We start from the raw sequence: 16,748 nt of genomic DNA, 5'->3' as shown, positions 1-16,748 counted from the left end.
TCCGCCCTCGCCGCGCCCGTCGTCAGAGGTATTTCTTGATCTCCCGTCGCGCCAGCGACCGCTGGTGCACCTCGTCCGGCCCGTCCGCCAGGCGCAAGGTCCGTGCGGATGCCCACAGTTCGGCGAGAGGGAAGTCCTGGCTCACACCGCCGGCGCCGTGCAGCTGCACCGCGTCGTCGAGGATGCCGAGCACCGCCCGAGGCGTGGCGATCTTGATGGCCTGGATCTCGGTGTGCGCTCCCCGGTTGCCCACGGTGTCCATCAGCCACGCCGTCTTCAGTACCAGCAGCCGCAGTTGCTCGACGGTGACCCGGGCGTCCGCGATCCAGTTCTGCACCACGCCCTGCTGGGCGAGCGGCTTGCCGAAGGCCGTACGGGAGACGGCGCGGCGGCACATCAGCTCGATCGCGCGCTCCGCCATGCCGATCAGCCGCATGCAGTGGTGGATACGCCCCGGACCGAGCCGCGCCTGGGCGATGGAGAAGCCGCCGCCCTCCTCGCCGACCAGATGGGTGACCGGCACGCGGACGTCGGTGAAGACGAGTTCGGCGTGCCCGCCGTGCCAATGGTCCTCGTAGCCGTACACCCGCATGGCGCGGCGCACTTCGAGGCCGGGGGTGTCGCGCGGGACCAGGATCATCGACTGCTGGCGGCGGATGTCCTCGCCGTCCGGGTCGGTCTTGCCCATCACGATGAAGACCGCGCAGTCCGGGTTCATCGCCCCGGAGATGTACCACTTGCGGCCGTTGATGACGTACTCGTCGCCGTCGCGGGTGATCCGGGTCTCGATGTTGGTCGCGTCGGAGGACGCCACCTCGGGCTCCGTCATCGCGAACCCCGAACGGATCTCGCCCGCCAGTAGCGGCTCCAGCCACTGCTTCTTCTGGGCGTCCGTGCCGAACTGGTGGAGCACTTCCATGTTCCCGGTGTCCGGTGCCGCGCAGTTCAGCGCGGTCGGTGCCAACTGCGGGGAACGGCCGCTGATTTCGGCGAGTGGCGCGTACTGCAGGTTGGTCAGCCCCGCGCCGTGCTCGGCGTCGGGCAGGAAGAGGTTCCACAGGCCCTGGCGGCGCGCCTCGGCCTTCAGCTCCTCCACCACCGAAGGAGTCTCCCAGGGTGAGGCGAGCCGCGCACGCTGCTCCTCGGCGGTCTTCTCCGCCGGGTGGACGTGGCTGTCCATGAAGGCGAGCAGCCTGGCGCGCAGCTCCTCGGTGCGGGCGTCGAATGCGAAGTCCATGCGGGTGTTCAGCCTTCCTGGAAGGTGGTGAGGCCGTGCTCGATGAAGAGGGGGACGAGTTCGCCGATGCGGTCGAACCCCGCGCCGACCGTCTGCCCCAGGGTGTAGCGGTAGTGGATGCCCTCCAGGATCACGGCGAGCTTGAACCACGCGAACGCGGTGTACCAGGAGAGGGCGGAGGTGTCCCGGCCGGAGCGCGCGGCGTAGCGCTCGATCAGCTCGGCGGGGGAAGGGTGGCCCGGGGCGCCGCTCGTCGTGGAGACGGGCGACCGGGGAAGCCCCAGGTCGGAGCTGTACATCACCAGCAGCCCGAGGTCGGTGAGCGGGTCGCCGAGGGTGGACATCTCCCAGTCGAGTACGGCCTTGACGGAGTCGTCCGCGCCGATCAGCACGTTGTCCAAGCGGTAGTCGCCGTGCACGACGGTCGGGGCGGGCGAGTCGGGCAGCGCGCGGCCGAGGCCGGCGTGCAGTTCGTCGATACCGGCCAGTTCGCGGTTGCGTGAGGCGTCCAACTGCTTTCCCCAGCGCCTCAGTTGCCGGTCGAGGAAGCCATCGGGGCGCCCGAAGTCGCCCAGCCCGACCGCCGCCGGATCCACGGCGTGCAGGTCGACCAGGGTGTCCACCAGCCCCAGGACCACCTGCCGGGTCCGCTCGGCGCCGAGCGGGGCGAGCTGTTCGGCGGTACGGAAGGGGGTGCCCTCCACGTACTCCATGACGTAGAACGGCGCCCCGACGACCGAGTCGTCCTCGCAGAGCAGCACCGCCTCCGGTACGGGTACGGCGGTGGGGTGCAGGGCGTCGATCACCCGGTGCTCGCGCTTCATGTCGTGCGCGGTGGCGAGGACGTGGCCCAGCGGCGGTCTGCGGACCACCCAGGCGTGGACGGAGTCGGTGACGGTGTACGTCAGGTTCGACCGGCCGCCCTCGATGAGCCGCGCTTCGAGCGGTCCGCTCACCAGCCCCGGCCGCTCACGGTCGAGATGCCCGCGCAGCAGGACGGGGTCGAGTCCTGGCGGGGGGACTGAACTCATGACGCGCACCTCCGGGGGTGGTGGACCGAACGTGCCCATGATGCCGACCAGTCGGTATGTCGTCCAGTGAGTGGCCGGAATCCGTGGCGGCGAAGTGGGGCCGGTTCGGTCGGTCACCCTGGACCTCGAACGCATCTCTGAATAGAGTTCACGTATGGATACAGCGTTGTTGATCGAGGATGTCCGGCTCACCCCGATTCTCATAGCCGACCCGCCCCTGCTGAACACCCAGGGCGTGCACCAGCCCTACACCCCACGGCTCATCGTGGAAGTGGTCACACGGGGCGGCGTGACCGGGATCGGGGAGACGTACGGCGACTCCGTCTACCTGGATCTCGCCCGCCCGCTCGCCCAGGCGCTGCCAGGGCGCTCGGTCAGCGATCTGAACGGCCTCTTCGCCCTCGCGGAGGAAACCTGCGGCGAATCAGGTAAGGCCGGGGCCGGGGAGGAGGGCGTCGACGCGGGTGGTCTGCGGGGCGTCCGTACGGCAGACAAGCTCCGGCTGTCCGTCGTCTCCGGCTTCGAGGTCGCCTGCCTGGACGTGCTCGGCAAGACGCTGGGTCTGCCCGTGCACGCCCTGCTCGGCGGCAAGGTCCGCGATGCCGTCGACTACAGCGCGTACCTCTTCTACCGCTGGGCCGCCCATCCCGAGGGCGGTGAGGCGGACGACTGGGGCGCCGCAGTCGACCCGGCCGGGGTCGTCGCCCAGGCCGAACGCTTCGCCCGTGACTACGGCTTCGGTTCTTTCAAGCTCAAGGGCGGTGTCTTCCCGCCCGACGAGGAGATCGCCGCCGTCCGTGCGCTGGCCGAGGCCTTCCCCGGCCGCCCGCTCCGGCTCGACCCCAACGGCGCCTGGTCGGTGGAGACCTCGCTCCGGGTCGCCAGGGAACTGGGCGGCGTACTGGAGTACTTGGAGGACCCCGCGAGCGGAACGCCCGCGATGGCGGAGGTGTCGGCGGGCACGGACGTACCGCTCGCCACCAACATGTGCGTCACCACCCTCGCCGAACTGCCCGAAGCCTTCGCGAAGGACGCGGTCCAGGTCGTCCTCTCCGACCACCACTACTGGGGCGGACTGCACCGCACCCGCGAACTGGCGTCGATCTGCCGGACGTTCGGGGTCGGCCTGTCCATGCACTCGAACACCCACCTCGGCATCAGCCTCGCCGCGATGACCCATGTCGCCGCCACCGTGCCCAACCTCGACTACGCCTGCGACAGCCACTACCCCTGGCAGACCGAGGACGTCATCACCACCCGCCACGTGTTCGAGGACGGCCGCCTGACCGTCTCCGACGCCCCCGGCCTCGGCGTCGAACTCGACCGCGACCGGCTGGCCGCCCTCCACCGGCGCTGGCTGGACGACGACGGCACCCTGCGCGACCGTGACGACGCGGCGGCGATGCGCAAGGCCGACCCTCAGTGGGTGACCCCGGCGATCCCGCGCTGGTGACAGGGCGCTCGTCGGCGGTGCCCGCGTGCGCACGGGCCGGACGCGGGTGGACCGGACGTGGGTGGGACGGCGCGGGTGGACCGGACGTGGGTGGACCGGACGTGGGTGGACCGGCGCGGAGCCGGCTCAGTCGTCCCAGCCCTGCGCCGCCACGAAAGCGTCCCCGTGCTCGGCCGACCAGCGCCCCAGCGCCGCGACCGGCTCCAGCAGCGTCCGGCCGAGCGGGGTCAGCGCGTACTCGACGCGGCGCGGCGCCCCGGCGGAGACCGTGCGCTCCACCAGCGCGTACTCCGTGAGCCTGCGCAGGGTCTCGGTGAGCACTTTGGGGCTGATCGAACCGATCGCCGTGCGCAGGTCGCGCGGGCGCCGCGGTCCCGCTCCCAGCGCTTGGATCACCACGGCGTTCCAGGTGTTCGCCAGCAGGTCGAACGCGAGTCTCGCCCGGCAGTCGGCCAGCACTCGTTCCACAACGCCCCCTATGCGCACACGGCTTGGGCACCACATGGTAAGTGCCGCGTCTCCTAACGTCGCAGGCGTCGCTCCCGGACCTGGGAGCGGCGCCTGCGGATGGAGGGAAGACGGATGCGCATCGGCGTGCTCGGTACGGGAAACATGGCGGACGCACTCGGCACGCGCTGGGCCGCGGCCGGGCACGAGGTGCTCTTCGGCGGGCGGTCGCCCGAGCGGTCGCGTGCCCTGGCCGGCCGGGCGGGCGGCCTCCCCGGCACGCTGGGCGAGGCGGCCCGCTTCGGGGACGCGGTTCTGCTCGCCCTGCCCCACGACGCCCTGGCGGGCGTGCTCGCCGGACTCGGCGCGGGTGAAGGCGCGTTGCGTGGCCGTGTGCTGATCGACTGCACCAACGCGGTCGGCCCCGGCCTGCTGCTCACCACCGGCACCGGCCCGGGCGCCGCCCGCACCCTCGCCCGTACCACCGGAGCGGGAGTGGTGAAGGCGTTCAACCACCTGCCCGACTCCGTGTGGCGGCTCGACCCGCTCGTCGCCGCCCCCGCCGAGGGCCCATTGGCCGTTCCGCTCTGCGGCGACGACGGGGCCGCGCTGGAGACCGTACGCACACTGGTCCGCGATCTCGGACACGTGCCGCTCACGCTCGGTGGCCTGGAGCGCGCTGATCAGCTGGAGGCGGCGACCGCGCTCCTGATCGGCCTGTGGAAGTCCGGCCGCGACCCCCGCACCCTGCTGCCGCACTTCGAGGTCGTCACGGCCGGGAGCCGGGAAGGGCGTCGGGAGCGGTGACGGACACCGCCACCACGGCGGGGACGGCCGGGATGCCTGGCGCGCCACGGGGCGGGACGCCGGCGGTCGACGCCGCTCTCTATCTCCAACCTGCGTTGTTCCTAGAATGGCCGGGTGGAGGACATCGACGCGATCGCAATGCTGCAGGACCCGGTGCGCCGCCGCCTGTACGCATACGTGGCGGCGCAGGGCCGCGAGGTCGGGCGCAACGAGGCCGCCGAGGCGGCCGGGGTGGCGCGCACACTGGCCGCGCACCATCTGGACAAACTGACCGAGGCGGGCCTGCTGGCGAGCGGCAGCCGCCGACTGACGGGCCGCTCGGGGCCGGGGGCGGGCCGTCCCGCCAAGGTGTACACGCGGGCGGGCACCGAGTTCGGGGTCTCGCTGCCCGCCCGCGACTACCGCACCGCGGCCGAACTGCTCGCCGAGGCGGTCGAGGAGGCGGGTCTCGACGCCGGGCTCCGCGAGGCCGCCCACCGCAGGGGCGAGGCGCTGCGCGGGCCGGCGGCACCCTGCGGCGACCTCGCGGAGGTCCTGGGGGTGCTGGCCGCGCGCGGGTACGAGCCGCATCTGGAAGGTGGCGAAGAAGGCGGCGGCGACGAGGGGGCGGCAGGAGGGGAGGCGCCGGTCGTCCGCATGCGCAACTGCCCCTTCCACGCGGTCGCCGAACGCTTTCCGCCCCTGGTCTGCGGCATGAACCTCGCCCTGCTGGAAGGGCTGCTCGGTGCGGACGGTCCCGTCCGCGCCCGCATGGACGCCCGGCCGGGGGAGTGCTGCGTCGTCGTCGAAGATTCTAAAAACAATGACGATTGACATAGAAAAGCGGGCCGTGCTGGGATGAGGCCATGACCGCATCCCCGCGCGCCGCCCACCTCGCCCAACTCAACGTGGCCACGCTCCTCCACCCCATCGACGACCCCCGCATCGCGCCGTTCGTCGAACTGCTCGACCCGGTCAACGCCGACGCCGACGGCGCACCCGGATTCGTGTGGCGGCTCGTGGGGGACGGCGGCGCCGACGCCACCGACCTGCGCCCGGCGGGCGAGAACGTCATCGTCAACATGTCGGTGTGGGAGACCCCGGAGGCGCTCTGGGACTTCACCTACCGCAGCGGCCACCTGGACGTGGTGCGGCAGCGCCGCGACTGGTTCGACCGGCACGTCGAGGCGCACCTGGTGCTCTGGTGGGTCCCGGCCGGACACGTCCCGACGGTCGAGGAGGCTCTGGAGCGGCTGGCGGACCTGCGGGCCAACGGCCCCTCCCCGTGCGCCTTCACCTTCACCTCCTCGTACTCCGCACACGAGGCCGCCGCGAGGTGCGCGGGAGAGCTGCTCCCCGAGTGACGGAGGGCGTCGCGGAGCGCGTACGCGCCGTGCCCGCGGGCCCGTGTGTCCTGTGTCCGCGGGCGATGTCGGGCCCCTCCCGCCCGCACTCCGCATACCGTGCGAGGACGAGTGCCCGGTGAACGGACCTGTGTGCGGGGGGAGGATGGCGCCGTGGACGCGAAACCGCTCATCCCCGCGAGTGCGAACCTCGGGGCTCGCCCGCGCGGTCAGGACGGGCAGGACCGGTGGCCGGAAGTTCGCATCCTGAACCCCGATCCCGGTCGCCTGCGCGACGTAGCCCCGTTGCGTGCGGGTCCGCCCGGTGAGGGTGTGCTCAGACCGCTCGGGGGAAGAGCTGCTCAACTGCGGTCACCACGGCGGCGCGCCGGGCCGCCGTAGTGGGATCCGCGGCGTGTTCGGCCGCGGCGTCGGTGAGTGCGGGTTGGTCGGCCCAGGTGGTGGCGATCTGGTTGACCAGGGCGAGGATGTCGACCGGGTCCCAGGCGGGATCGAGGTGCCCGGCCTGCTGGGCCTGGCGGAGCTGGTCGAGCTTGCGGGTGATGGCCGCCCGAGTGGGATCGGGTTCGGTGACTGCGGTGGCAGCCAGTTCGAGGCGACCCCAGGCGATCAGGCGGTGATGGTCCGGGCGGGCGGTGTAGTAGTCGAACAGGCGGCCCGCGTAGCCGGGGAGGTCGGACGGGTCTATCTGGGTCGCTTCGGCGATGACGGAGAGCTCCCGCGCTGCCACACCGGCGTAGAGCGCTTCCTTGCCGCGGAAATAGGCGTAGACCCGTTCCTTACTGGTCCGGGCCAGTTTGGCGATGCGGTCCACGCGGGCTCCGGCAATGCCGTGGCGGGCGAACTCCTCCATGCCTGCGGCGAGGATCCGTTCACGCGTGGTGTCGCTGCTGTCGGAAGCGGCCGCGGGCGCCGAGGTCCGGCCGGAATCGGGGGAGTGGGGCATAGCCCCAGGATAAGACACCGAACGGTTCGGTTTGGCGTTGCAGGGCTCCTGCCCGTACGGTTAAAACCGAACAGTTCGGTTCGACCCGTTCGGGGTGGGGCCGGCACGCACTGAGGAAGTGAACTCATGCAGCACCGCAACCTGGGCTCGCAGGGCCTGCGCGTCTCGGCGCTCGGCCTCGGCGTCATGGGTATGTCCATGGCTTACGGCGCCTCGAACGACGACGAGGGCACCGCGACCATCCACCGCGCCCACGAACTCGGGATCGACTTCTTCGACACCGCAGAGCTCTACGGCGCCGGCACCGGCCGCAACGAGATCCTGCTGGGCAAAGCGGTCCGGGCCTTCCGTGACGAGGTGGTCCTGGCCACCAAGTTCGGCTTCGACATGACCTCCCAGCCGATCGGTTCCGGCTTCGACAGCCGCCCCGAGAACATCCGCGAGGTCGCCGAGAACAGCCTGCGCTACCTGCAGAGCGACCACATCGACCTCTTCTACCAGCACATCTCCGACCCCGACGTCCCTGCTGAGGAAGTCGCGGGCGTCGTCGGCGAACTGATCACCGAGGGGAAGGTCAGGTACTTCGGCCTGAGCAACGTCGGACCCCAGTACATCCGCCGCGCCCATGCCGTCACCCCGGTCTCCGCCCTCCAGTACGAGTACTCCCTTTTCGAGCGCGAGGTCGAGGAGAAGATCCTCCCCGTCCTGCGGGAACTCGGCATCGGCCTGGTGCCCTACTCCCCGCTCGGCCGGGGCTTCCTGACCGGCGCGGTCAAGCCCGCGAGCGAGTACCCCGCGGACGACATGCGCAGCTGGGACGAGCGCTGGCAGGGCGACAACTACACCTACAACCACCGCGCCACCGAACAGCTCAAGGAACTGGCCGCGGCCAAGGGCATCACCACCGCCCAACTCGCGCTGGCCTGGCTCCTCGCCCAGGGCCAGGACGTCGTGCCCATCCCCGGCACCCGCAGTGCAGTGCGTGTCGAGGAGAACGCCGGCGCGGACGGGGTCCAGCTCACCGACGCCGACCTGGCTCGCATCACCGAGATCCTCCCCCACGGCTCGGCAGGCAGCCGCTACCCGGCCGCACGACTGTCCAGCTTCACCACCGACTGATCCCGGGTGAGCGACCGAGCGGATGTCGCCTCGGCCGTGGCCGTCTCAGGCGGCCTGGCCGAGGCCCGCGGCGGTCAGGTCCTGCTCGCGGAGCCGGGTGGAGTCGACGTCGAGTTTGGGGTCGTACGCCTGGGGCTGGATGCCGGGTTCGTGGGTGGAGTACTCGCCAAACCGTTTGTTGTGCTCGGTCAGGTAAGGCGAGATACGGACCACGTCCTCCGGGTCGATCTCCAAGCCCTCCTCCAGGAGCTGGCGGACGATCTCCGCGACGTCCAGGGCGTTGTGAGAATGACAGCGCGCGGCCTCCGAGGGGGTGGTGACAGATGCTGTGCTCAGGTGGCGGTTGTCGCGCTCGGGCGCAGCTGGCCGGCCCGCCCGGCCGGTGCCTCGGGAAACCTGGATTCGAACAAATGAACTACACTGGTCGGTCCCATGTCCTCGTTCCTCCAGCCATCGCTCTTCGGCCAGTCCGACAGCCCCGCCCTCGGGCCGCTGTCCGGGCTGCACCGGACGGAGCTCGGACAGGGTGCGTGGATCGATCTGCTGCCGGGCTGGCTGAGCGGTGGGGACGAACTGTTCGCGCGGCTCGAAACCGAGGTCCCCTGGCGGGCCGAACGGCGCCGGATGTACGACCGCACCGTGGACGTACCGCGCCTGCTGGCCTTCTACCGCGCCGCCGACACACTGCCCCACCCGGTCCTCACCGAGGCCCGCCAGGAGCTGTCGGCCCACTACGCCCGGGAACTGGGCGAACCCTTCACCACGGCGGGGCTCTGCCGCTACCGCGACGGCCGGGACGGCGTCGCCTGGCACGGCGACCGGACCGGCCGGGGCTCGCACGAGGACACCATGGTCGCCATCCTCTCGGTGGGGGCGCCGCGTGACCTTCTGCTGCGACCCCGTGACCATGCGGGTGAAACCCTGCGCCGCCCGCTGGGGCACGGGGACCTCATCGTGATGGGGGGTTCCTGCCAGCGCACCTGGGAGCACGCGATCCCCAAGACCGCCCGGTCCTGCGGGCCCCGGATCAGCGTTCAGTACCGTCCGCGCGGGGTGCGCTGACCGGTGCGCAGGTGCAGGTGCGCGGGCGCGCGCTCGTGCGTCTCCACCGTTTCCGCGTGGGGGCCCGTCGTTGTCAGGCGGCAGCTCCGGCGTGGTGCGCCTTGATGGCCTCGTGGGCCCAGCGGCACATGGTCAGGTGCTCCATCGTCGCCAGATCGAACCAGTGGAACATGATGCCCTCGCTCACCGGGAGAGCGTGCGCGTCCCCCTCCCAGTGGGCCGTGTAGACGTGGATGTGCCCCTCGGTGACGTACGGGCCTTCGGCGTGCACGGCGCGGAAGGCGGTGACGTCGGGCAGGACGAGGCCGGTCTCCTCGCGGATCTCCCGCGCGATCGTGTCGGCCGGCGACTCCTCACCCTCTCCGCCGCCCCCCACCAGGGACCAGGTGCCGCTGTCGCAGATCGGTTTGTGGGCATCCCGCAGATGGAGGAGATAGTCACCCCGGCCGTTGACGATGATCACGGCGGTGCTGGGCCTCTCGGAGGCGTCCGGACCGGGCAGCTCACTCACCTTCCTCGGCAGATCCGGCCGTCGGTCGAGGGCCGGGGGAAGGGGCCGGCGGGCGCCGGTCCCCCGTCCGGCATGCCCGTACCCGGCACGGAGAAACGCCCACCGGAGCGGGCGGCCGAGGTGTGCCGAGGTGCGAACGGCGCACCGGGGCGCGCTCTTGGTGGTGCTCGCGCTCTCGGCGTCGCTTCTGCCGCTCCCCGCCCGCGCCGGCTCCGCTTCCCGCGCCACTCTCCGGCCGCCCCGGTCCCGGCTCCGCTCCCGTCCTGCCCCGCCCGCCCTGCCTCAGAACACCATCGCCGCCGCGAACACCGCCAAGGCCACCGTGCACGCGGCGGCCGTCAGAGCCGCTCGCGGGGCCAGCGGCTCGGGCCGAGCCGTGCCGGTCGCCCGTACTCGCCGGTGGGCCACCCGCAGGAAGCCGATCCAGGCCGCCGCGCTGAGGGCCAGCGCGACCACCGCCCCGAGGGTCGCTCCGCCGTGCAGGGCCTGCTTCCCGGCCAGCATCGCCGCCACCGTCGCCGACAGTGTGGTGCGACGCCAGGCGAGGCGGGTGCGCTCCGGCTGGAGGCCCGGGTCCCGGGCGGCCCCGGAGGCGGGTCCGGGCACGGCTCCGCTCACCGGCCCTCCCAGCCGAAGAGCACGACCACCACCATCGCCACGGCCACCACCGCGACCACCAGGCTCAGCAGCGTGGGGAACCGTGAGACGGGCAGGTCCTCGCCCCGCCGCATGGCCCGTTCGCAGCGGACCCAGTGGTTGACGGCCCGCAGCGCGCAGAGCACACCGGCCGCGAGCAGGCCGAACGCCAGACCGGCGCGCACTCCCCACGCGAGCCCCGGCAGGAACTGGTCGACGGCGAAGCCGCCGCCGATCAGGGCCAGGGCCGTACGGATCCAGGCGAGGAACGTCCGCTCGTTGGCGAGGGAGAAGCGGTAGTCCGGGGTGTCGCCCTCGTCGCGGATCCGTTGCGGCGCGAACCACAACCGCAGGCTCTGTACGAATTCGTTCACGCGGGAACCCTATCCGCCCCCTTGTGAGCGATTTCGATCACATCGAACGGAGACCGCCGGGCGCCCGCGTGGAAGTACGGGGCGGGTGGAAGCCCGGGGCGCCGCGTGGTCAGTTCCCTGCCCGCTCCCGGTACGCCCGCAGCCGGTGGTACCCCTCCAGCCCGTCCGGCGTCCACGCCCACGCGGGAACGCGCTCGGCCAGCTCCTCGTCCGCGAGGAAGCCGTGCCAGTCGATCTCCTCCTTCTGTGGATCGACCGGCAGTTCGCACCGCACCTGATAGACGCGCGACCACCAGGAGTGCCCGTCCTTCTCGTACAGGAACGAGAAGAGCGGCTCGGGCTGCGGCAGTCCGCGCACGCCGAGTTCCTCCTCCGCCTCCCGCAGTGCCGCCTCGTCGTACGACTCGCCGGCCCCGACCACGCCACCGACGAACATGTCGTAGTGCGAGGGGAAGACCATCTTGGTGGCCGTCCTGCGGTGGACGAACACCCGTCCCTCGGCGTCGCGCGCCTCGATGAACACGCACCGGTGGCGCAGCCCGCGCGCGGTCGCCTCGCCTCGCGTCGCCCGTCCCACGACCACGTCGTTCTCGTCGACGATGTCCAGGATCTCGTCAGCAGGATTCATGCCCCCATCCAACCGCACCCCACCGGCACCGACCCGGGGCCGCGGGCGGCGACGCCCGGGGCGGGAAAACCACTCGCCGCGAGGGCGGGCGGCTGCCAGAATCCCGCCATGACCCACGGAATCGAGCAGCACCCCGCCCTGTGAACGCCCCGGAAGAGCGCGAGCCGCTCACGCCCCGGACATCCCTGTACGACCACGCGCTGCGGCAGCTCCACACGGCACCCGACGGCCGCCCTCCCGGCCGCGGCTTCCCGATGCCGGACACGGCACGTGCCGAACGCGCCTCGAAGAGCGCCCCGCCCGGCACCGGCGCGCCGAAGAGCGCCCCGCCCGGCGTCGCCCCCTCGAAGAGCGATACCCCGAGCGGGCCCGCCACCCCCGCCCCCGCAAGCCCCGCAGCCACCCCCGCCCCCGTCGCCTCCTTCTCCGAGAGCAAGGAGACCGCGCGACGGCTGCTCGCACCTCTGCTGACCGATCCCGACGCCGAACGTGCGGCGGAGCGCGTCCACCGGGCGTTGCGCGGGCAGGGACTGCGGGAGCAGCCGCTCCGAGCCGCTGTCGCGCGCCTGCCGTTGGTGGACCCGGCCGCTGCCCTCGCTCTCGCCCGGAGGCTGGTGCGCCACGGGACGACCGCCGCGGCGGTCGGCGTCGGCATCGGGCTCCTCGCCCGCCTCGGGGAACCCGAGGACATCCCCCACCTCCGCGTCCTCGGACTCCTGCGGGGCTTCGTCCGCCCGGTCGTGGAGGCGTTGGACGGTCTCGACCGGCCCGTCGCCGCGCTGCTCTGGCTCGGCGCCCACGTCCGGGAGGGGGAACCGCGCGCTCTCGTCGACGCGCTGATCCGCCAGGACGATCCGGGCGCACGCCGCCTGCTGCTGGAGGTTCCGGTCGAGCGCCGGACCATGGGAGCCGAATGCGCCCGCAGGATCTCCGAAGCGGTGCGCCTGGCGGACCTGCTCCGCTCGGACCCCGTGGACCCCCGCCTCCTCGCCCAGGCCGGACGCCTGCTCGTGATGATGGCGGGGCCGTACGACAGCAAGGTCGAGATCCTCGCGCATCGGGACGCCGTCACCCTGTACGAGGAGGTGATCGCCCGGGCGGCGTCCCTGCCGCCGGACCTCGACCACCGCACCGTCCTCGCCTCGCTCGCCCTGGAACTGCACAGCGGGGCGAGTCTTCTCCTCGACTGGCCGGCCGGCCGCCGTGAGGCCCTGCTCGACGCTCTGGGAGCGCTGCCGGCCACCCGGGAACGGGCCTCCGTGCACGAAAGCGACGCCGCACGGCGCGGGAGCGCGGACGACCGGCGTCGGCACCGGTGGGTCGGGCAGACCTTGCGCCAGGTCTTCGGCGCTCCTCCCCGGACAGGCCGGCTGCGGGTGGAGGGAACCGTGCGCGATCCGGCGTACCGGGAGCCCGTGGAGACCCGCCTGCTGATCGGCGGACGGCCGCTGGTGCCCGAGCACTTCGGCAAGGGCCCCGCGCGCCCTCCGGGCGAACTGTTGGCCGGGGGCGGGCTGCGCGCCACCGCCGAGGCGCGCGAGGTGCTGCTCGCCGAGGCCTGGTGCACCGAGGGCTGCTGCGGGGCGCTGTACGTCACGATCCGGCGGGAGGGCGACGAGGTCGTCTGGTCCGACTGGCGGCGGAGCCTCGGAACCCGGCCGTCACTCGGTGAGGAGCGCTTCGACGCCCTCGCCTACGACGCCGAGATCGAGCGGGCGGAGGCGGACCGGGGCTGGGAGTGGCCCGCGGCCGCGACCGCGCGGCTGGTCGAGGAGGGGCTGAGGGCGCGGCCGGATCTCCTCACCCGGTGGGATCTCCGAAAAGGCTGGACCGGTGCGGACTTCCGCGACCCCGAGGCCAACACGCTCTCCTTCACCTACTGGCCCGGCCTCGCGCAGGGGCGCAGGGACCGCGACGGCCCCTGGCTCCAGTTCGTCTGGACCCTTCCCGCTGACGGCGCACCGCCCGCTGCACGGGCGGTGGCCGTACTGCACCGGCTGGCCACCGAGGACCCGAAGGGGTACGCGCAGGTGGCGGGCGGATCCGCCGAGTACGCCCGGGAGCTGGGATACCCGTGGCCGGAGACCACGGAGCGGCGTTGACCGGAGACGGCGCCGGCCGGAGACGGCGCCGGCCGGAGTCGGCGGTCGACGGCCGCCGGCCCGGTCCGGCCCACGGGTCAGATCCCGCCGCCCTCCGTGGACAGCAGGTCCCGGGCGGGATGGGCGCCGCCCTTGCCGCCCGGGAGCGCCGGATGCAGCCCGAGCAGCACGATCCCCGCCACGATCGCCGCCAGCCCGGCCGCCTGGCCCGCCAGTGCCGCCGGGTCCGTGCGCACCTGGTCGCCGAGGAAGCCGATGCCGCAGGCGATTCCCGCCAGCGGCTGGGCGGCGGTCAGCGCGGGCAGCGACATCCGCAGCGGAGCCATCTCGAACGCGCTCTGCACCAGGATCAGCCCGGTCACCCCGATCACCAGGACGACGTACGGCTGCCAGCCGCCCACCAGCGCGGTCCAGCCGCCGTCCGTCAGCAGTTGGCCGCTCTCCCGGGTCAGCGCGTCCTGGAGTCCGTAGAGCAGCCCCGCCGCGAGCGCCAGCAGTGAGGGCGCCACCGCCGGGCGGGCGTGCCGGGCGGAGGCGGCGAGGACCAGCGCGAGCCCCACCACCACGCCGATGATCAGCCAGTGCCGCAACGGGTCGGTCTCCGCCTGCCCGCCGGTCGGCTGCCCTGCGAGCAGGAAAGCGGCGACCCCCGAGGACAGCAGTGCCAGCCCGCCCCATCCCTGACGGCCGAGCGGCTGCCCGGTGAGGGCACGCGACAGGCCCAGCGCGAAGAGCAGATTGGTCGCCAGCAGCGGTTCCACCACCGACAGCTCGCCCTGGCCCAGGGCCAGGGCGCCCAGCACCATCCCGCAGACCATGAACGCGATGCCCGCCAGCCAGCTCCGCACCTTCATCAGGTCGAGCAGCAGACGGGGGGAGAGGAAATCGCTCATCGGGGCGCGGCGGGCGGCGTCCTGCTGAAGGACGAAGCCGAAACCCAGGCACGCCGCCGCGCCCACGGAGAGGAGGACGACCAGCAAGGACACAGGTTTCTTCCTCGGATCGGGCGGGCGGAAAGGATGTGTTCCGAACGATATGCCCCTCCGTGTAGGGGAGCGGTGAGATTGGTCCGACCGGCCTGTTGACTCGGGCGTCGGGGCGTACCGAAGATCTGACCAACGAGTAACTTCCGCGCCCCCGCACACCCCTGCGGCCGCCGAACCGGCGCCGTACCCGCCGTGCCCGGCCGGTTTCCGCACCACCTCCCCGAAGGATGGAACCCATGGCGTACGACGCCGATGTGATCGTGATCGGAGCCGGCCTCGCGGGGCTGGCGGCCACGGCGGAGCTGGCCGACGCCGGGCGCTCCGTGATCCTGCTCGACCAGGAGCCCGAGCAGTCCCTGGGCGGCCAGGCGCACTGGTCCTTCGGCGGACTCTTCCTCGTCGACTCTCCCGAGCAGCGCCGTTTCCGGATCAAGGACAGCCGGGAGCTCGCCCTCCAGGACTGGTTCGGCACGGCAGGCTTCGACCGCAAGGAGGACCACTGGCCGAAGAAGTGGGCCGAGGCGTACGTGGACTTCGCCGCCGGTGAGAAGCGTTCCTGGCTGCGCGCGCAGGGGCTGCGGCTCTTCCCGGTGGTCGGCTGGGCCGAGCGCGGCGGCTACGACGCGACCGGCCACGGCAACTCCGTCCCCCGCTTCCACATCACCTGGGGCACCGGCCCCGGGGTGGTCGCCCCCTTCGAACGGCGGGTGCGCGAGGGCGTCGCCAAGGGGCTCGTCCAGTTCCGCTTCCGGCACCGGGTGACGGGCCTCGGCCGCACCGGGGGGGCCGTCGACACGGTGAGCGGCGAGATCCTGGAGCCGAGCGCGGCCGAGCGCGGCACCGCCAGCAGCCGGACGGCCACCGGAGCCTTCGAGCTGCGGGCCCAGGCGGTGATCGTCACCTCCGGCGGGATCGGCGGCAACCACGACCTCGTACGGGCCCAGTGGCCCGAGCGGCTCGGCACCCCGCCCGCGAAGATGCTCTCCGGAGTGCCCGCCCACGTCGACGGACTGATGCTCGGCGTCGCCGAGGAGGCCGGGGCCCACCACATCAACCGCGACCGGATGTGGCACTACACCGAGGGCATCGAGAACTGGAACCCCATCTGGGACAAGCACGCCATCCGCATCCTGCCCGGCCCGTCCTCCCTCTGGTTCGACGCCCGGGGCAAGCGGCTTCCCGTCCCGCTCTTCCCCGGTTTCGACACGCTCGGCACCCTCGAACACATCATGAAGTCCGGGTTCGACTACACCTGGTTCGTCCTGGACCAGCGGATCATCGGCAAGGAGTTCGCGCTCTCCGGCTCCGAACAGAACCCGGACCTCACCGGCAAGTCCGTCCGCGACGTCATCGGCCGGGCCCGTGCCGAGGTGCCCGGACCGGTCAAGGCGTTCATGGACAACGGCGTGGACTTCGTCGTGGAGAACGACCTCGGCGCGCTCGTCCGGGGCATGAACGCCCTGACCGGCGACGGGCTCATCGACGAGGACGACCTGCGCCGCGAGATCACCGCGCGCGACCGCGAGATCGCCAACCCGTTCACCAAGGACCTCCAGATCACGGCGATCCACGGGGCGCGTTCGTACCTCGGCGACAAGCTGATCCGCACGGCGAAGCCGCACCGCATCCTCGACCCGAAGGCCGGACCGCTGATCGCCGTCCGGCTGAACATCCTCACCCGCAAGTCGCTGGGCGGGCTGGAGACGGACCTCTCCTCCCGGGTGCTGACGGCGGACGGCTCCCCGCTGCCGGGGGTGTACGCGGCGGGCGAGGCGGCCGGGTTCGGCGGCGGCGGGGTGCACGGCTACCGCTCGCTGGAGGGCACCTTCCTCGGCGGCTGCATCTTCTCCGGCCGCACGGCGGGGCGGGCTGCGGCGGCGGCCCTCGGCTGACGGTCCCGGGCGGCCCGGCCGCGACGGTGATCCCGGTCCACGAGCGGCTTCCGGCCCACGCCCGCCCGCGTACACGTACACGTACGAAGGCGCCCGACCGGTCCGGGAGGCATGTATGGGCATGCGTACCGGAGGGGTCGGGCGCCTTCGTGCCCCGCCGGGAGCGCCGGCTCC

General features: G+C 72.5%; 18 protein-coding genes. 8 read left to right on the top strand and 10 right to left on the bottom strand.

What is annotated here, in order from left to right; translation table 11 throughout:
- Window positions 1–22 precede the first annotated feature (22 nt).
- On the bottom strand, window positions 23–1,237 hold the full coding sequence (locus ACFWEP_RS18980; RefSeq protein WP_387371446.1) for an acyl-CoA dehydrogenase family protein: 1,215 nt from the start codon (window positions 1,235–1,237) through the stop codon (window positions 23–25).
- Window positions 1,238–1,245: 8 nt separating this feature from the next.
- Complete coding sequence (locus ACFWEP_RS18975) at window positions 1,246–2,268, bottom strand: phosphotransferase family protein (protein ID WP_387371445.1); 1,023 nt, start codon at window positions 2,266–2,268, stop codon at window positions 1,246–1,248.
- Between the two features lie 154 nt (window positions 2,269–2,422).
- Between ACFWEP_RS18975 and ACFWEP_RS18970 the strand changes: the two genes are divergently transcribed.
- Window positions 2,423–3,721 (top strand): glucarate dehydratase family protein, encoded by a 1,299-nt coding sequence (locus tag ACFWEP_RS18970; protein WP_387371444.1) that lies wholly within the window; start codon window positions 2,423–2,425, stop codon window positions 3,719–3,721.
- A gap of 126 nt (window positions 3,722–3,847) precedes the next feature.
- Here ACFWEP_RS18970 and ACFWEP_RS18965 read toward each other — a convergent pair whose 3' ends face one another.
- Window positions 3,848–4,225, bottom strand: a complete 378-nt coding sequence (locus ACFWEP_RS18965; protein WP_387371443.1) for a winged helix-turn-helix transcriptional regulator — start codon at window positions 4,223–4,225, stop codon at window positions 3,848–3,850.
- A 78-nt stretch (window positions 4,226–4,303) separates the two neighbouring features.
- Between ACFWEP_RS18965 and ACFWEP_RS18960 the strand changes: the two genes are divergently transcribed.
- The 3 genes from ACFWEP_RS18960 (at window position 4,304) to ACFWEP_RS18950 (ending at window position 6,318) form a co-directional block, all read left to right on the top strand.
- Window positions 4,304–4,975 (top strand): NADPH-dependent F420 reductase, encoded by a 672-nt coding sequence (locus ACFWEP_RS18960; protein ID WP_387371442.1) that lies wholly within the window; start codon window positions 4,304–4,306, stop codon window positions 4,973–4,975.
- A gap of 114 nt (window positions 4,976–5,089) precedes the next feature.
- On the top strand, window positions 5,090–5,788 hold the full coding sequence (locus tag ACFWEP_RS18955; RefSeq protein ID WP_387371441.1) for a helix-turn-helix transcriptional regulator: 699 nt from the start codon (window positions 5,090–5,092) through the stop codon (window positions 5,786–5,788).
- 32 nt (window positions 5,789–5,820) lie between these two features.
- Window positions 5,821–6,318: a DUF3291 domain-containing protein gene (locus ACFWEP_RS18950; protein ID WP_387371440.1), complete on the top strand. Its 498-nt coding sequence runs from the start codon at window positions 5,821–5,823 to the stop codon at window positions 6,316–6,318.
- A gap of 316 nt (window positions 6,319–6,634) precedes the next feature.
- On the opposite strand, the gene ACFWEP_RS18945 is transcribed toward ACFWEP_RS18950, so the two are convergent.
- Window positions 6,635–7,264 (bottom strand): TetR family transcriptional regulator, encoded by a 630-nt coding sequence (locus ACFWEP_RS18945; protein WP_387371439.1) that lies wholly within the window; start codon window positions 7,262–7,264, stop codon window positions 6,635–6,637.
- A gap of 126 nt (window positions 7,265–7,390) precedes the next feature.
- Between ACFWEP_RS18945 and ACFWEP_RS18940 the strand changes: the two genes are divergently transcribed.
- Entirely contained in the window at window positions 7,391–8,383 is a 993-nt protein-coding gene (locus ACFWEP_RS18940; RefSeq protein ID WP_387371438.1) for an aldo/keto reductase, read from the top strand.
- A gap of 45 nt (window positions 8,384–8,428) precedes the next feature.
- On the opposite strand, the gene ACFWEP_RS18935 is transcribed toward ACFWEP_RS18940, so the two are convergent.
- A complete protein-coding gene (locus ACFWEP_RS18935; protein ID WP_387371437.1) occupies window positions 8,429–8,617 on the bottom strand; it encodes a hypothetical protein in 189 nt (62 codons plus the stop codon).
- A gap of 198 nt (window positions 8,618–8,815) precedes the next feature.
- Here ACFWEP_RS18935 and ACFWEP_RS18930 point away from each other — a divergent pair, with 198 nt between their 5' ends.
- Window positions 8,816–9,445 (top strand): alpha-ketoglutarate-dependent dioxygenase AlkB, encoded by a 630-nt coding sequence (locus ACFWEP_RS18930; RefSeq protein WP_387371436.1) that lies wholly within the window; start codon window positions 8,816–8,818, stop codon window positions 9,443–9,445.
- A 73-nt stretch (window positions 9,446–9,518) separates the two neighbouring features.
- Here ACFWEP_RS18930 and ACFWEP_RS18925 read toward each other — a convergent pair whose 3' ends face one another.
- The 4 genes from ACFWEP_RS18925 to ACFWEP_RS18910 form a co-directional block, all read right to left on the bottom strand.
- Complete coding sequence (locus tag ACFWEP_RS18925) at window positions 9,519–9,956, bottom strand: NUDIX domain-containing protein (RefSeq protein ID WP_387371435.1); 438 nt, start codon at window positions 9,954–9,956, stop codon at window positions 9,519–9,521.
- A 282-nt stretch (window positions 9,957–10,238) separates the two neighbouring features.
- Complete coding sequence (locus tag ACFWEP_RS18920; protein WP_387371434.1) at window positions 10,239–10,574, bottom strand: DUF202 domain-containing protein; 336 nt, start codon at window positions 10,572–10,574, stop codon at window positions 10,239–10,241.
- A complete protein-coding gene (locus ACFWEP_RS18915) occupies window positions 10,571–10,966 on the bottom strand; it encodes a DUF202 domain-containing protein (RefSeq protein WP_328722572.1) in 396 nt (131 codons plus the stop codon). The genes ACFWEP_RS18920 and ACFWEP_RS18915 overlap by 4 nt, the downstream gene beginning before the upstream one ends.
- Window positions 10,967–11,075: 109 nt before the next feature.
- On the bottom strand, window positions 11,076–11,594 hold the full coding sequence (locus ACFWEP_RS18910; RefSeq protein ID WP_387371433.1) for an NUDIX domain-containing protein: 519 nt from the start codon (window positions 11,592–11,594) through the stop codon (window positions 11,076–11,078).
- A gap of 140 nt (window positions 11,595–11,734) precedes the next feature.
- Between ACFWEP_RS18910 and ACFWEP_RS18905 the strand changes: the two genes are divergently transcribed.
- Window positions 11,735–13,696, top strand: coding sequence for a hypothetical protein (locus ACFWEP_RS18905; RefSeq protein WP_387371432.1), 1,962 nt, complete (start codon window positions 11,735–11,737; stop codon window positions 13,694–13,696).
- 77 nt (window positions 13,697–13,773) lie between these two features.
- Here ACFWEP_RS18905 and ACFWEP_RS18900 read toward each other — a convergent pair whose 3' ends face one another.
- Window positions 13,774–14,682, bottom strand: coding sequence for a DMT family transporter (locus tag ACFWEP_RS18900; protein WP_387371431.1), 909 nt, complete (start codon window positions 14,680–14,682; stop codon window positions 13,774–13,776).
- A 236-nt stretch (window positions 14,683–14,918) separates the two neighbouring features.
- Here ACFWEP_RS18900 and ACFWEP_RS18895 point away from each other — a divergent pair, with 236 nt between their 5' ends.
- On the top strand, window positions 14,919–16,574 hold the full coding sequence (locus tag ACFWEP_RS18895; RefSeq protein WP_387371430.1) for an FAD-binding dehydrogenase: 1,656 nt from the start codon (window positions 14,919–14,921) through the stop codon (window positions 16,572–16,574).
- Window positions 16,575–16,748: the final 174 nt, after the last annotated feature.

Source organism: Streptomyces sp. NPDC060198, from assembly GCF_042728415.1.
Classification (GTDB): Bacteria; Actinomycetota; Actinomycetes; order Streptomycetales; family Streptomycetaceae; genus Streptomyces.
Note: the sequence above shows the minus strand (reverse complement) of the source record. Positions and strands in the feature narration are given on the sequence as shown.